General features: G+C 70.1%; 11 protein-coding genes. 1 reads left to right on the plus strand and 10 read right to left on the minus strand.

Annotation, left to right across the window (positions count from 1 at the left end; genetic code table 11):
- Positions 1-29: 29 nt before the first annotated feature.
- The 3 genes from AB0H43_RS35930 to AB0H43_RS35940 all read right to left on the minus strand — a co-directional run bounded on the left by AB0H43_RS35930 (position 30) and on the right by AB0H43_RS35940 (position 4,193).
- Positions 30-1,643, minus strand: coding sequence for an acetolactate synthase (locus AB0H43_RS35930; RefSeq protein ID WP_360007201.1), 1,614 nt, complete (start codon positions 1,641-1,643; stop codon positions 30-32).
- Positions 1,644-1,711: 68 nt separating this feature from the next.
- Positions 1,712-3,190, minus strand: coding sequence for a glycosyltransferase family 39 protein (locus tag AB0H43_RS35935; RefSeq protein WP_360007204.1), 1,479 nt, complete (start codon positions 3,188-3,190; stop codon positions 1,712-1,714).
- A 229-nt stretch (positions 3,191-3,419) separates the two neighbouring features.
- Entirely contained in the window at positions 3,420-4,193 is a 774-nt protein-coding gene (locus AB0H43_RS35940; RefSeq protein ID WP_360007207.1) for an enoyl-CoA hydratase-related protein, read from the minus strand.
- A gap of 103 nt (positions 4,194-4,296) precedes the next feature.
- Between AB0H43_RS35940 and AB0H43_RS35945 the strand changes: the two genes are divergently transcribed.
- Positions 4,297-4,824, plus strand: a complete 528-nt coding sequence (locus AB0H43_RS35945) for a DUF6232 family protein (protein ID WP_360007210.1) — start codon at positions 4,297-4,299, stop codon at positions 4,822-4,824.
- Between the two features lie 148 nt (positions 4,825-4,972).
- On the opposite strand, the gene AB0H43_RS35950 is transcribed toward AB0H43_RS35945, so the two are convergent.
- The 7 genes from AB0H43_RS35950 to AB0H43_RS35980 form a co-directional block, all read right to left on the minus strand.
- On the minus strand, positions 4,973-6,055 hold the full coding sequence (locus tag AB0H43_RS35950; protein WP_360007212.1) for an acetate kinase: 1,083 nt from the start codon (positions 6,053-6,055) through the stop codon (positions 4,973-4,975).
- Positions 6,052-8,145, minus strand: a complete 2,094-nt coding sequence (pta, locus tag AB0H43_RS35955; RefSeq protein ID WP_360007214.1) for a phosphate acetyltransferase — start codon at positions 8,143-8,145, stop codon at positions 6,052-6,054. Before pta ends, AB0H43_RS35950 begins: the two co-directional genes overlap by 4 nt.
- Positions 8,146-8,166: 21 nt before the next feature.
- A complete protein-coding gene (locus AB0H43_RS35960; protein WP_360007217.1) occupies positions 8,167-9,399 on the minus strand; it encodes a DUF2786 domain-containing protein in 1,233 nt (410 codons plus the stop codon).
- Positions 9,400-9,439: 40 nt separating this feature from the next.
- Complete coding sequence (locus tag AB0H43_RS35965) at positions 9,440-10,369, minus strand: DUF3800 domain-containing protein (RefSeq protein ID WP_360007219.1); 930 nt, start codon at positions 10,367-10,369, stop codon at positions 9,440-9,442.
- A gap of 205 nt (positions 10,370-10,574) precedes the next feature.
- Positions 10,575-11,357, minus strand: a complete 783-nt coding sequence (locus tag AB0H43_RS35970) for a CoA ester lyase (protein ID WP_360007222.1) — start codon at positions 11,355-11,357, stop codon at positions 10,575-10,577.
- Entirely contained in the window at positions 11,357-12,562 is a 1,206-nt protein-coding gene (locus AB0H43_RS35975; RefSeq protein ID WP_360007225.1) for a CaiB/BaiF CoA-transferase family protein, read from the minus strand. The genes AB0H43_RS35970 and AB0H43_RS35975 overlap by 1 nt, the downstream gene beginning before the upstream one ends.
- Positions 12,559-13,710: an SUMF1/EgtB/PvdO family nonheme iron enzyme gene (locus AB0H43_RS35980; RefSeq protein WP_360007326.1), complete on the minus strand. Its 1,152-nt coding sequence runs from the start codon at positions 13,708-13,710 to the stop codon at positions 12,559-12,561. Before AB0H43_RS35980 ends, AB0H43_RS35975 begins: the two co-directional genes overlap by 4 nt.
- Positions 13,711-14,352 lie beyond the last annotated feature (642 nt).

Consider the following 14,352-nt stretch of genomic DNA (forward strand, 5'->3'; position numbering starts at 1 on the left):
TCTGCCCGACCGACCCTCCGCGGAAGCGGCTAGGCGAGGTTGGCCGAGCGGGGGTACGCGTCCGCCGGATCGGTCAGCACGTTCACCAGGTAAGGCACTCCGGCGTCGAACGCACGCCGCAACGCCGGACCGAGCTGGGCCGCGTCGGACACCGTCTCACCGGCGCCGCCGAGTGCCGCGACGACCGCGTCGTACCGCAGGCCGGGCTGCAGATCGGCGGCCACGTCGTAGCCGTAGACCGCCCGCATCGGGTGCTTCTCCAGACCCCAGATGCCGTTGTTGCCGACCACGATCACGACCGGCAGCTTCTGGCGTACGAGGGATTCGGCGTCCATCAGCGAGAACCCGGCCGCGCCGTCGCCCATCAGGACGCAGATCTGTCGGTCCGGATGGGTCACCCGGGCGCCCATCGCGTAGCCCATGCCGGTGCCGAGGCAGCCGTAGGGTCCAGGATCCAGCCACGTCCCCGGCTGCGCGGGCTCCAGGTAGCGGCCCGCGTAGGAGACGAAGTCGCCGCCGTCGCCGATGGTGATGGCGTCCGGCGCCAGCACCTTGCGCAGCTCACCATAGACGCGCGCCGGCTTGATCAGGTCGCTGTCCGCCGCCATCTCGGCCGCGTGCTTCTCCGCCGCCGCGGTCTCCACCGCTCGCAACTCGCCCACCCAGTCCGGGTGCGTCGTGCGTACCCCTTCGGCGAGCGCGGCGAGGATCAAGCGGAGGTCGCCCGCGGGCGAGACCGCCACGGACACGTGCTGGGCCCGCTGAGCCGGCGCGTCGACGATGTGCACGACCTGCGCGGACCCGAAGTCGCCGAAGCCGAGCCGGAAGTCCAGCGGCGTGCCGACCACCGCCACCACGTCCGCGCGGTCCAAGGCCGCGCGCCGGGCCTTCGCGAAGGCCAGCGGATGCTCCGGCGGCAAGGCGCCGCGGCCCATGCCATTGGTGAAGACTGGTACGCCCAACGCCTCGGCGGCCGCTCGCAACGCGTCGACGGCGTCCCCGGCGTAGACGTCGGACCCGGCGACGATGACCGGCCGCTGGGCGCTCCGGAGCAGCTGCGCGGCCTTGTCGACGTCGTCGGGATCGGGTTCGATCACCGCGACCTCGGGCGCCTCGACGACGGCTTCGCCGGTGCTGAACACGACCTCCAGCGGGAAGTCCAGGAACGACGGTCCTCTGTGGGCGGTGAGGCTGGCCTCCAGCGCGTGCCGGACGTCCCGGGCGATCTCCGCCGGATCGGTGACCGTCTTCGCGACCTTGGTGACCGGCGCGACCAGCGGAATGTGGTCGATCTCCTGGAGGCTGCCCGATCCCCAGCGGAACTGCGGCGCTCGCCCACCAAGAACGAGCACCGGCACGGCGTTGAAGTACGCGCTGGTCAGCCCGGAGATGCCGTTGGTGACCCCGGGGCCGGCCGTGAGCGCCGCGACCCCCGGCCGGCGGGTCAGCTTCGCGACCGCCTCCGCCGCGAACACGGCGGTCTGCTCGTGCCGCACGTCGTACAGCGGAAAGCCGGCCTGCACCGCCGCGTCGTAGAAGGGAAAGATGTGCCCGCCGGAGAGCGTGAACAGCTCCCGTACGCCCGCCTTCCGCAGCGCGGCCAGCGCGAGTGCGCCGCCGTGGCCCTCGATCGTCTCGGTCATTGGCGCAGCCTACCCACGCTTCCAGAAAATGTGAAGGAGTCTCGTCTTTGCTTCGCGTACGCCTCGCGTCACCGCCTGCGGTCGAGCAGCGCGACCGTCAGCAGTGAATGACGCCAGACCTGGTCCACCGTGTAGTGCTCCAGCAGGAAAGGCGTCTTCCCACCGTCGAGACCGCCTCTCGGATCGCCCGGATCGTCCGCCCGGATGACCCAGATGCGCGGCGCGGGACCCACGCAGGCCACCACGTCGGCGCACTCCACCGCGAGAAGACGGCCGCCGGCTCGTTGCGGGCGGACCATCAGCGCGTCGCGGGGCGTCCGGTCGGCCGGCAGATAGCGGGCGACGATGTCGCGCGGCGACCATGGGATCGACGGATGGTTGTCGCCGTAGACCGCGACGTCGTCGACACCGAATCGGGGGCCGATGATCTGGGCGATTCGGCGGGAGTCCTGGCTGTGCCCGTCCGGTCGCCGAACGGCGACGTTGCCGGCCACGCCGAAGACCATGAGCAGCAGCATCACGACGGTGGCCCGCCGGACCGACAGCCGGTGCAGGCCCGCGGCGGCCAGCAGGGCGAGGCCCGGCAGGGTGAAGACGACATAGCGGGCGACCCAGATCGGGGTCAGGATTCCCGCCGCGAGCAGGAGACCGATCGGCAGCAGTCCCCAGCACGCCATCGCGATTATCCGGCGTTCCCGGCGCAGCGCGAGCAGCCCGAGGAGGAACAGCGTCGCGGTCACGGCGATCGGTCCGGCCACCCCCAGTGACCGCTCCACCACTCCGTTGCGCCCCTCCCACCCGAGCAGGGGAATCCAGGAGACCTGGGCTCGCTGAGTCAGTGCCCCGGCGAGAAACAGCGTCAGCCCGGGAAGGACGGCGGCGAAGGCGCTGACTGCCCACGCCCGTCTGGCGTACGCCGGCCAGGCGAGCACGGCGTGCGCGACGAGGATCATCGCCCCGAAGGGCACCAGGGAGACGGCGATGCCCAGCGTGATCGCGTACGCCGCGAGCCGGGCCGCGCCGGGCCGCTCGGTCCAGCGCAGGAGCAGCAGCGTCGCCAGGGTGAACCCGAAGACCGCGAGCGAGTACCCCCGGGCCTCCTGGGCGAAGCGCGAAAAGACCGGGAGGACGGCAAGGACGAGTCCGGCGAGCAGACCAGCCCGATAGCTCCACAGCCGGGCCCCGACAGCGGCGGTCACGCCGACCGCGCCGACCGCCGCCAGCGCGGACGGGAGCCGGACGGCGATCTCGGAGGTCCCGGCGAACGCCGTCCAGACGTGCAGGAACGCGTAGTAGGGAGCGAGCACGAGGTCGGTCTCACCGAGGAGATCCTTGAGCCGCCCCCAGGTCAGCGCCGCGGCGTTGACCGAGGCGAGTTCGTCGGCCCAGAGCGCGGGACGGCCGAGGTGCCAGGCGGCCAGCACGGTCATCAGCAGCACCGGCGGCGACCACGGTGCGGCGAGCAGCCGACGGCGGACGGCCGGGGTGGCGGGGTGAACGGTCGGGCTCAGGGTCTGCGGCTGAGGGATGGTGGACGGTGGCCTCACCGCAGCCCTCTGACGCGAGCGAAGAACGTGACCATCTGCCCTTCCTTGGACAACAGCGAGCGGCTGCAGCGGTCCCCGTCGACTTCGGGGGGACCGTATATCAAGGACAGAGCCGCTGGTGTCTCATCCCCGACGCTCTCCCAACGAGCGTGGGCGAGCCCTGGTCGCGCGGGGCCGCAATCGCCAGAGGCCGCGTCATCTGTGATAACGCGGCCTCTGCCTGCCGAGGTCAGCGGCCGGTGAACTCCGGCGGGCGCTTGCCGACGAACGCGGCCATGCCCTCCCGCTTGTCGTCGGTCGCGAAGAGCGCCGCGAACAGCTGCGACTCCCAGGCCAGCCCGCCGGCCAGATCCCGGTCGAGGCCGCCGTCGATGGCCGCCTTCGCCGCCGCGAGGGCCTGGGCGGGGCCGCCCACGTACGCCCGGACCAGGTTGATCGCCTCGTCGTAGACCTTGTCGGCCGGAACCACCCGATCGGCCAGCCCGATGGCGAGCGCCTCCTGCGCGTCCACCATCCGGCCGGTGAAGATGATGTCCTTGGCCTTCGCCGGGCCGACCAGCCGGGCCAGGCGCTGCGTACCGCCCGCGCCGGGGATGATGCCCAGCTTGATCTCGGGCTGGCCGAGCTTGGCATCCTCCGCGACGACCCGCCAGTCGCAGGTCAGCGCCAGTTCGCAGCCGCCACCGAGGGCGTACCCGGTGATGGCGGCGACCACGGGCTTCGGAATCCGGGCGACGGCGTCGAACGCGCTGCTCAACGCGCCCGCCCGCTTCGCCATGTCGACGTACGACATGTCGGCCATCTCCTTGATGTCCGCGCCCGCCGCGAACACCTTCTCGCCGCCGTAGATCACCGCCGCCCGGATCGAGTCGTCCGCCGTGATCTGCGCCGCGACCGCTCGCAGCTCCTCCTGGACCTGGATGTTCAGCGCGTTCATCGGCGGCCGGTCCAGGCGGATCGTGCCGATGCCGTCGTTGATCTCCAGGCGTACCAGTTCGCCCATCCGTGTGCCACCTACTTCGTTGTGGGTTCGCGTCTTGCCCGAGCATATGGGGCGCCGACGCGCTGGGCGTGCGAGGATGAGTGAACGTTGATGGGGGTCAATCTTGATCGTTTACTATCGAGATCGGCACGTCCAGGTCACGTCCGAGGCGCTGCACGTCGGCGAGTCCCGGATTCCCCTGGCGCGACTGCAATACGTCTGGCATCGCGAAGGAGTGGCGGAGCCCGCCGTCCGGCTCCGGCGCACCCACCGCGGCATCATCGGATTCGCCGTGATCGTGGGAGCACTGCTCGCCCTGATCGGCGTCCTCTACGTGTTCGCCGGCGTGATCGGTCAGGCGGCCGGCGCCGGGCGCGTACTGTTGCCGCTGGCCGGGGTGGTGGCGCTGATCGGCTTCGCCGGGCCGCTGCTGGAGATGGCGCTCCACCGGGTCGATCACAGCGTCGACCAGGGCCATCAGGTGCACGAGATCTGCGCCGTCATCGACGGGGTGGAACGCCGCCTGATCCGGATCGCCGACACCCACCGATTCGGCAAGATCTACCGGGCCTTGGAACGGGCACTCGAAGACACCGAGGGCGACGCGCTGGAGGCCGCCGAGTTCGCCCAAGGCTCCGAAGACGGAACTTGACGTTTCTCGAGCGGTGCTGGCCGCTCGGGGCGGTGCGGTGCGCGTTTGTCCGGGATAACGCGGCTACGCGGGCGTCCGAAGGCATCGTGATCCCGGATAACGCGATGATCTTGCCGCTGTGGGCAACCGCCTGCGGAAGGGGAGCGGGTCAGCCCACCGTGGCGAGGGTCTGAGTCGCGATCTCCAGCTCCTCCTCGGTCGGCACGACGAGGACCGCCACCTCCGCATCATCCGGCGAGATGAAGGTCTCCCCAGCCGCGTTGCGGACGGGGTCGATCTCGATGCCCAGCCGCTCCAGCCCGCTGAGCGACGCCGCCCGGACGAGTGGCGCGTTCTCGCCGACGCCGGCCGTGAACGTGATCGCGTCCACCCGCCCGAGCTGGGCGTAGTACGCCCCCACATAGGACTTGATCCGGGCGCAGTAGACGTCGAAGGCCAGCTTCGCGCGCTCGTCGTTCGCCGCCGCCTGGGCGAGCACGTCACGCATGTCGTTGACCCCGCTCAGCCCCTTCAACCCGGAACGCTGATTGAGCAGCTCGTCCACCTCGTCCAGGCTCATCCCGCCGACCCGGACCAGGTGGAAGATGACCGCCGGGTCGACGTCGCCCGAACGAGTGCCCATGACCAGGCCGGGAAGCGGGGTGAACCCCATCGAGGTGGCCACGCTCCGGCCGGCCCGGACGGCGCACACACTAGCGCCGTTGCCGAGGTGCAAGGTGATCACATTCGCGTCGGGATTGCCGAGCAGCTCCCCCGTACGCCGGGACACGTAGCCGTGCGACGTCCCGTGGAAGCCGTAGCGGTGGATGCCGAAGCGCTCGGCGACCCCGGTGTCCAGGGCGTACGTGGCGGCCTCGGGCGGCATCGTCCGGTGGAAGGCGGTGTCGAAGACCGCCACCTGCGGCACCTCCGGCAGCAGCTTGCGGGCGACCTCGATGCCCGTCAGATTGGCCGGGTTGTGCAGCGGCGCCAACGGGATCAACTCGCGTACCACGGAGATCAGTTCGTCGTCGACGAGACTGGGCGCGGAGAACCGCGTACCACCGTGAACCACGCGATGGCCGACCGCGACGAGCCCGGTGAGGTCGAGCTGGGCCAGGATGTCGCGCAGCGCCGCCTCATGGTCGGTGACCCGCTCGGTGATGCCTTTCGCGAGCGTCTCCCCGTCGTCGAACAGGCGGTACTTCACCGACGACGACCCGCAGTTGAGCACCAAAACCCGGCTGGTCACGAGGCCGCCTGGATGGCGGTGATCGCGACGGTCGAGACGATGTCGCGGACGGTGGCCCCGCGCGACAGGTCGTTCACCGGCTTGCGCAGCCCCTGCATGACCGGGCCGATCGCGACCGCGCCCGCCGACCGCTGCACGGCCTTGTAGGTGTTGTTGCCCGTGTTCAGGTCGGGGAAGATCAGCACGGTCGCGTGCCCGGCCACTTCACTGCCCGGCATCTTCGTGGCGGCCACGCTGGGGTCGACCGCCGCGTCGTACTGGATCGGGCCGACCACCGGCAGGTCGGGCCGCCGCTTGCGGACCAGATCGGTGGCGTGCGCGACCTTGTCGACGTCCGCCCCGAACCCGCTGATCCCGGTCGAGTAGGACAGCATGGCGACCCGCGGCTCGACCCCGAACCGTTCGGCCGTCTCCGCACTGGAGATGGCGATGTCCGCCAGCTGCTCCGGGTCCGGATCGGGGTTGATCGCACAGTCCCCATACACCAGTACGCGATCCGCCAAGCACATGAAGAAGACGCTCGACGCGATGGACACTCCCGAGGCGGTCTTGATGATCTCGAACGCCGGCCGGATCGTGTCGGCGGTCGGGTGCACACAGCCGGAGACCATCGCGTCGGCGCGTCCGCTGTTGACCATCAGCGTGCCGAAGTAGTTCACGTCGCCGACCTGGTCCCATGCCTTCTCCAAGGTCATGCCCTTGTGCTCGCGCAACTTGGCGTATGTGGCGGCGAACTCGCTACGCCACTGGCTGGCGTTGGGGTCGACGATCCGCGCGCCGCCGTCGTCGAGTCCCAGATCAAGCCCAAGGTCGCGGGCCTTGTCCCGCACGACGTCGGCCGGGCCCAGCAGGGTCAGCTCGCACACGCCCCGCCGCAGCAGCTGCTCGGCCGCACGCAGCACCCGCTCCTCGGTGCCCTCGGGCAGCACGACGTGCCGCAGATCCTCCCGCGCCCGTTCGATCAGCTCGAACTCGAACATCAGCGGCGTCACGCCGTCGGACCGTGTCACGTCCAGCCGCGCCGTCAGCTCGGGAACGTCGACCGACGCCTCGAACGCGCCGATCGCGGCGGTCACCTTCCGCGGATTCTGCGCGGTCAACGCCCCTTCAAGCCCGGTGAGCCGGCCGACGGTGGCGAAGCTGTCCTCGCGTACCGAGATGACCGGGACCTCGCCCCGGAACCGGCCGACCAGCGCGACGACCCTCGGATCAGGTTCGATGCCGAGCGTCAGCACGAGCCCGGCGATCGACGCGTGGCCCGCGAAGTGCGCGGCCATGGCCGCGACGATCAGATCGGACCGGTCTCCCGGCGTCACCACCAGGCAGCCGTCCCCGACGTGGTCCAGGAAGGTGGGCACGGTCGCGCCCCCGACCACGATGTCCAGCACGTCCCGGTCCAGCGCCTGCGGCGAGCTGCCGGACAGCGGCGTCGCGTTCAGCACGTGCATGACCTCCGCGACCGTCGGGGCGCTCACGGCCGCGACGCGGGGCACGGCATAAACCGGCGTTCCCTCAAGATCAGCTGGTACGCCGGAACGCAGCTCGGGCGCGACACGATTGGCCACGATCGCGATCACCGAATGACCGGCCACCGCCTGCCGAGCACCCCGGATCGCGGTGTCGAGATCGGCCGCGCTCCGGCCGTCCCCATCCACCACGGGCAGCAGCGGCGCGCCGAGTTCCCGGGCGAGCCGGAGGTTCATGCCCAACTCGTCAGGGAAGGTCGGCTCGCCTTCGCCCCCGTCCGGCGCACCGAAGTCGGTGCCGACGATGACCACCGCGTCGCAGCCCCGCTCCACCTCGTGGAACCGTTCGAGGATCAGCCCGACCATGGCGTCGACCTGGCCCCGGGCCAGCATCAACGCCGCCTCGTCATATCGGACGCCGGTCGCCGCCGCCGACGACGGCATACCGTAATGATCTCGCAGCAGCGCCACGATCGGGTCGTCGTCGGTCCTCGTGAACGGCCGAAACACCCCGATCCGGCGTACGCGGCGAGACAGCAGCTCCGCCACGCCGAGAGCGATCGCCGACTTTCCGCCGCCCGCGTCCAGGCCGGTCACGTACACGCTGCGCGCCACGTGGATCACTCTACTTCCGCCGCGCCCGGCCTACTCACGGACTGCGCGTCGGCTGTGAAGTTCGGCGCGGTCGGCCGCCGCCCGGCCCTCGGCCCAGCCCTGCCGGTTCGAGACCGTGATCGACCGAGTCCGGAGCGTCGGGAACAACTCCTGGAATCTGCTCTCCACTTCCTCGGTACGCGCCTTCAGCACCGGCAGCAGCGTGCTCTCCCCCACGTCCCGGATCGTCTCACTGACCGCCGCCTCGGTCGCCCCCCGCAGCCGCTCGCCGATGCGCTGGGCGTACGCCGTCAGGAAAGCCTGCCGGAACGACCGGGTGTTGTTGCGCCCGAACCGGTCCTGCCTCGGCCCGGACTGCGTCATCGCGGTCACCGCCTGCACGAGCAGTGAGGTGAACAGCAGCTCGACCGAGTCCAGGTCGCCGGGGAACCCGGTGACGGTGGCGAACCCGTAAGACTCCGTCCACACCGACCGGCAGCCGTTCGCCTCGGCCACCGCCTGAAGCAGCAGAGTCTTCGCCGCCTCATAAGGATTGTCGATCGGAATCCGCCGGACGGCGGGCTCGTCCTTGCCACCCGTCCGCGCCATCAGCAACGCGAAGTCGATGCTGTGCCGGGCCATCAACTCCTGCGCCTTGGCCGTGTACGCCTCCGCCTCCTCCGGGAAGGTCGTCGACTCCGCCTTCGCCAGCAACGCGCGTACTCGGTCGAGCATCTTCTGGTCCACCGTGTGCTGGTGGATGTGCCGAGGACGCGCCTGACCCGGCAGCGGCCCCTGGAACGGCAGATTCGGCAGACGGCGCAGGTGCCAGATGGTTTGGATCACCTGCTGGGGATCGGTCCTCGCAGCTCCCGCCGCGTTGTCCCTATCGCTCGCCGCGCCATCCCTGGATCTCGCGGCGTTGTCCCTGGATTTCGCCGGTGCGATCTGGGTGAGCTGCGCCTGCCAGCGCTCGTCCACCGTGGTGGCGGCATAGGTCCGGGTCTGCGCGATCATCGCCGCCCCGGCGAGCCGGGCGTGCTCCTCGGTCAACGCCTTCCTCACCGACCGGTGCAGCTCGAACGGCTGCCACCCGCGCTGCCACACCGCCAGCACCTCGGCCTGCATCAGCGCGAACACCGCCGTCGGTGCCCCAGGACGCGCAGCCAGCGCCTGCGCCGCCCGGGAAACCTCGGCCGGCCGTCGGGCATCGTAGGCGAAGACACCCTCGGCGACGATGCGCTCGACGATCTCGCGCTCGGACGGCACGCGCTTGTCCCCCACCGCATCCCCCTCCGTCGCGAGCCCAACCGCCTCAGCAACCCTATCGGGCCGGACCGACGCTTCCGGCCGTCGCCGCCGCGCCCGTCTGCGCCGGGATGGTGATCTCCAACTCCCCCTCGCTCACCACTTCCGCGCCGAATCCGCTCGCCCCGAACAGCATCGCGCTCGGCCGAGCGGCCACCGCATCACTCACGACGATCCCGCCCCGCGGACGGCCGGTCTCGTCGAAGTAGCGGAACTGGAGCGCCTGCAAGGCGTCCCCATGCTTTTCGCGGACCTCGGCGTAGCGCGGCGAGTCGTGCACCGTGCCCGGTGAGGCGCCGTACGCCGCGGCAACCATCGGCAGTGTGATCATGGAGGCGAGCATGTCGGCGATCTGAATCCCCGCGTGGTTTCGACTGTCGGCGAACGACGGCACATCGTGCAGCAGCCGGTACGGATCTTCGCCAGTACGCCACTTCTGCGTGAAGATCGAGTGCGCCACCTCGGAGTTCTGGCCTGGGTTTCGGCTGTCCGCGATGATCGCCCCGTGCGATCCTTTCTCCGCCAAATACCGCATGAAGTGAGCAGCAATGTCCTGCATCGAAAAGCCATAGGTCGAAGCCGGCTTCAGCCGTTCACCGGGACGCTTGACCCACACGCGTCCCACGATGCGACATCCGAAGCGCTCCAAGAGATTCAGCAACCCGTATCGAGCATGCTGAACATAGCGACGGCTGTCGCGCGAGTCGCTACGCGTCAGTCGTAGCATCTCGCCGCCCTTCACCTCGATCAAAATGTGGTCGAGCGCGCGGCCCTGCTGAAACCGGATCGCGAAGTGGCGCCGCTTGTACTCCAGAAACTCACGGGTGAGCTCCGGAATCGCGTTTACGTCGACGATCAATCCGAGGATGATCATCGCGGGTGTGGCCGCCGGATGGCCGTCCGGCTCCTCGACTCCGCCGGACTCGTCTAGATAAAGATGATGCACCCAAGGAAATTAGGCCGGAAATTGAGGACATTGCAATACCGCATTTGATCTGTGGATAACTCACCGCATTATGTGGACAAGAAGTGCGGCACTCCAATCAACGTCCACCAAACACTGAAGGCCACCGCAAGGTGGCCTTCAGGGACTGCTTTCAGCTCTCGCCTACGGCATGAATGACAATAGCGGAACAAGAGCGGTGGTGCAACTAGGAGAAGCGAGCGGCCAATTCGACCGTACGCCGCGCCGCCGCCACCATTGCGACATCCACGAAACGGCCATCGGAAAGGACTGCCGTTCCCGCATCGGGATCGAAAGCGGAAAGCAGTGCTTCCGCCTTTTCCACTTCGGGTTCGCTCGGCCGGAACGCCTCGACGATGACGCGCAGTTGCCGAGGGTGGATGGCGGCCCGCCCGAGCAGGCCCAGACCGCGGCCGACGGCGCAGGACGCGGCCAGCCCTTCCAGGTCCGAAACGTGCGGGTAGACCGACATCGCGGGCGGGCCGAGGCCGGCGGCCCGAGCGGCGACGACGACGCGGGAACGGGGCCACGCGAGCCCGGCCTCAGCCGAGACGTGCAGGTCGGCGCTCAGGTCGGCCTCGCCGAGACCGATGGACCCGTCCGGGGCGCAGACGGTCGCGATCTCGAAGGCTGCCTCGACTCCACGGGCTGACTCGATCAGCGCGTGGACGGGGACTCCGGCGAGGGCGGCCGCCCGGACCGCCTGTGGCGTCTCCACCTTCGGGACGCGTACGCCGGACAGGCCGGGCAACCCGGTCAGCGTGTCGAGCTGCTCGAATGCGCTGATGCGTACCTGCACGGGAACTTCATGAGTGGAGCCGAGCAGGTCGGTCACCGCCTCGAGGGCATACGCCTTCCGCGCGGGGGCGACGGCGTCCTCCAAGTCGACGATGACCGTGTCGGCGCCGGAGGCGAGCGCCTTGCCGAACCGTTCGGGCCGGTCACCGGGAACATAGAGCCAGGTCAGCATCAGACCACTCCTCGTTCGCGCAGTCCGGCGATCTCCTCTTCGCTCAGGCCGAGGCCGGCGAGGATCGCGTCGGTGTCGGCGCCGTGCGGGCGGCCGGCCTCACGGATCTCGCCCGGGGTGGCGGAGAGCCGGAACGGGACGTTCTGCATGAGCAGCTCGCCGCCCTCGGCCTTGGGCACCTCGACGAACGTGCCCAGCGCGGCAAGCTGAGGGTCCTCGGCGAGTTCGGGGACCTCGTAGACGGGACCGATGGCCGCGTCGGCGTCGGCGAACGCCTGGAGGACCAGGGGCCGAGGGCGGACCGCGATCCAGTCGGCGACCGCCTTGTCGAGCAGGTCGGCATGCTGAGCCCGGCCCGCGCCGGTGGCGAACCAGGGCTCGCCGACGACTTCGGGCATCCCCACCAGGCGCATCACGCGCTCGGCGACCGAGGTCGCGCTGGTGGACACGGCGACCCAGTGCCCGTCCGAGCATCGGTACGCGTTCCGGGGCGCGTTGTTGGCCGACCGGTTGCCGAGCCGGGGTGAGACGTAGCCCAACTCCTTCCACCAGGTGACCTGCGGTCCCAGCATCGCCATGATCGGCTCTACGAGGGAGAGGTCGACGACCTGACCGGTACCCGTGACGTCCCGGGCGCGCAGGGCGAGCAGCACCGCGTACGCCGCGGACAGGCCGGTGATCGAGTCGGCCAGCCCGAACGGGGGCAGCGTCGGCGGCCCGCCCGGTTCTCCGGTCGCCATCGCGAACCCCGACATCGCTTCGGCGAGGGTGCCGAATCCGGCGCGGGAGGCGTATGGCCCGGTCTGGCCGAAGCCGCTGATCCGGGCGATGACCAGCCGGGGGTTCACCTCGTGGAGCACATCCGGGCCGAGCCCCCAGCGTTCGAGCGTGCCGGGCCGGAAGTTCTCCACGAGGACGTCCGCGTCGGCGAGCAGACGCTTGAGCAGCTCCGCACCCTCCGGTGTGGACAGATTGAGCGTGCCGCAGCGCTTGTTGCGCATGAGGACCCGGCCCCAGAGCCCGCCGGGTCCATGTCCCCGGGCGGTGTCGGGCACCTTCGGGTGCTCGATCTTGACGACGTCGGCACCGAAGTCGCCGAGGAACGCGCCGGCGAGCGGCCCCGCGATGACGGTGGCGATCTCGACGACCTTGATCCCGTCCAGCGGCCGCATGCGGCCGGCGTCCTGACGTGGGTGATCGCTCATGGGAGATCCACCGCGATGCGGAAGCCCACGCTCGGCGAACGGTCGAGGCCAAGCCCCATGAGCAGGAGCTTGATGCTCACCTCCGGCGGCTGCGGGCCGCCGTCGAAGTACCACATCGAGCCTTCGGCCCGGTGGGCGCTGCCGCCCTTGAGGATCACAAACCGCGTACGCCCGTCGCTGTGCTCGCTCTCGGTCAGGTTCCACACGAGCGGGTCACGCCGATCGACGACACCGAGTTCGGCCGCGACCTGCCATTCGTCCTCGGTGGGCAGTCGCGCCCCCGCCCACGTGGCGTAGGCCCGAGCCTCGGCGAGCGTCACCCCGGTGACGGGTGCTTCCGGGTCAGCGACCGGCCACGGCTCAGCGCCGACGGCGGTCCGGTACGCCGCGAACTCGGCCTCGCTGACCTCCAGTTCCCCGATCGCGAACCGGCCGAGGTCGACCCGGCGGTGGAGCGTCGCCATGTCGTGCAACCGAGGCGGCAGTGGCTTCCACTCGTCGACGAAGGGCGCTTCACCGTAGAGACCGGTCTCGCGGCGCCGGTGGCGCACGACGAGGTCCCGGCGACCGGCGGGCACCTCGACCAGGCCGCCCGGCGGCTGCTCGGCGAAGACCGGCCGGTGCGGTACGCGTACCGCAGCGCGAGCGGGGAACCCGGTTTCGCCTACGGCGGACACCGCTTGGTCCCCGGCCGACGTGGCAACGGCGATGGCTCCGGCGGGAAGCGGCCCGGCGGCTACGACCTGACCGCCGTCGACGACCCAGGGGCCGTCATAGTCGGGTCCCCGGTTGACGATCGTCCACAGTGTCTCGCCGTCGAGATCCCAGCGGGAGGCGTACACCGCGGTCCCGGCGGGATGACCGGCCAGCGGCGTCCACTCGGCTTCCCGGAAGAACCGCGCGTGCGTCGACCACGTCTGGCGCATGAACCGCAGCAGCGCCTTGTCGCGCTCCGACCAGCCGACCCAGACACCGAAGACCGACTCCCAGACGAGGAGCCCGGTGCCGTTGAACCAGGCCGACTGGAGTTCTTCGAGATGATCCCGATGCCAGCGGCGGGTGTGGTGCAGCATGTGCCGCGGCTCGAACCATTTCGCCCGCAGTACGCCGGGGACCGCAGAGTCGGCGAACCACTGCGCCCAGGACATGGTGTGGTCCTGGATGCGCTCGAGCGGAACGCGGGACTCCCCGGCGAGCACGATGGTCGGAGGCAACGCGTCCACCAACTCGGCCGCGGACTTCAACGTGTCGAGGAAGACTCCGTCGACGCCCAAGTCGGCCACGAGCGTCGCGACCTCGTCGGCCGATCCGCCGTCCCACGGGTTGTAGTCGACGAAGACCTTCACCCCGCGGGCTTGGAAGGCGCGGACGACCTCGCCCAGGCCGGGCACATCGCGATAGAAGGCGAACTGATCGCGTCCGTCCAGCCCGATCACCGGGTACGCGTGCCAGAGCACGACCCCGTCGAAGCCGCCGAACTCCTCGATCGACGAGTCGACGAAGGCGTCGACGGTGAACTCGCCGGTCGCGTGGTCGAAGAGCGCCTCATCCCAGAGCCAGACCAGCGCGATCGCGAAGCAGTCCAGGGGCACCTGCTCATAGCGGGAGCCGTCGTAGTCGAGGCGCTCGCGGGCCGACTTCCGCCAACCAGCCAGCGCGTTACGCCATGCCGGCCACTGCGCGGGATCGTCGGGCGCGGCGAAGATCTTCGCCTCGTCGAGCCCGGACAGATCCGCCCCCAACTCCAGCGGCACGATCGCCGGCTGGTCGATCGGCCGGGGCACATAGGG

This window comes from Hamadaea sp. NPDC050747 (assembly GCF_040654195.1).
In the GTDB taxonomy this organism is placed as follows: Bacteria; Actinomycetota; Actinomycetes; order Mycobacteriales; family Micromonosporaceae; genus Hamadaea.

What these genes read in the sequence shown, in the direction of transcription:
- AB0H43_RS35930 (WP_360007201.1), bottom strand. Translation starts at nt 1,643, where the DNA reads ATGACCGAGACGATCGAGGGCCACGGCGGCGCACTCGCGCTGGCCGCG.
- AB0H43_RS35940 (WP_360007207.1), bottom strand. Translation starts at nt 4,193, where the DNA reads ATGGGCGAACTGGTACGCCTGGAGATCAACGACGGCATCGGCACGATC.
- AB0H43_RS35970 (WP_360007222.1), bottom strand. Translation starts at nt 11,357, where the DNA reads ATGCTGACCTGGCTCTATGTTCCCGGTGACCGGCCCGAACGGTTCGGC.
- AB0H43_RS35975 (WP_360007225.1), bottom strand. Translation starts at nt 12,562, where the DNA reads ATGAGCGATCACCCACGTCAGGACGCCGGCCGCATGCGGCCGCTGGAC.
- AB0H43_RS35980 (WP_360007326.1), bottom strand. Translation starts at nt 13,710, where the DNA reads ATGTCCTGGGCGCAGTGGTTCGCCGACTCTGCGGTCCCCGGCGTACTG.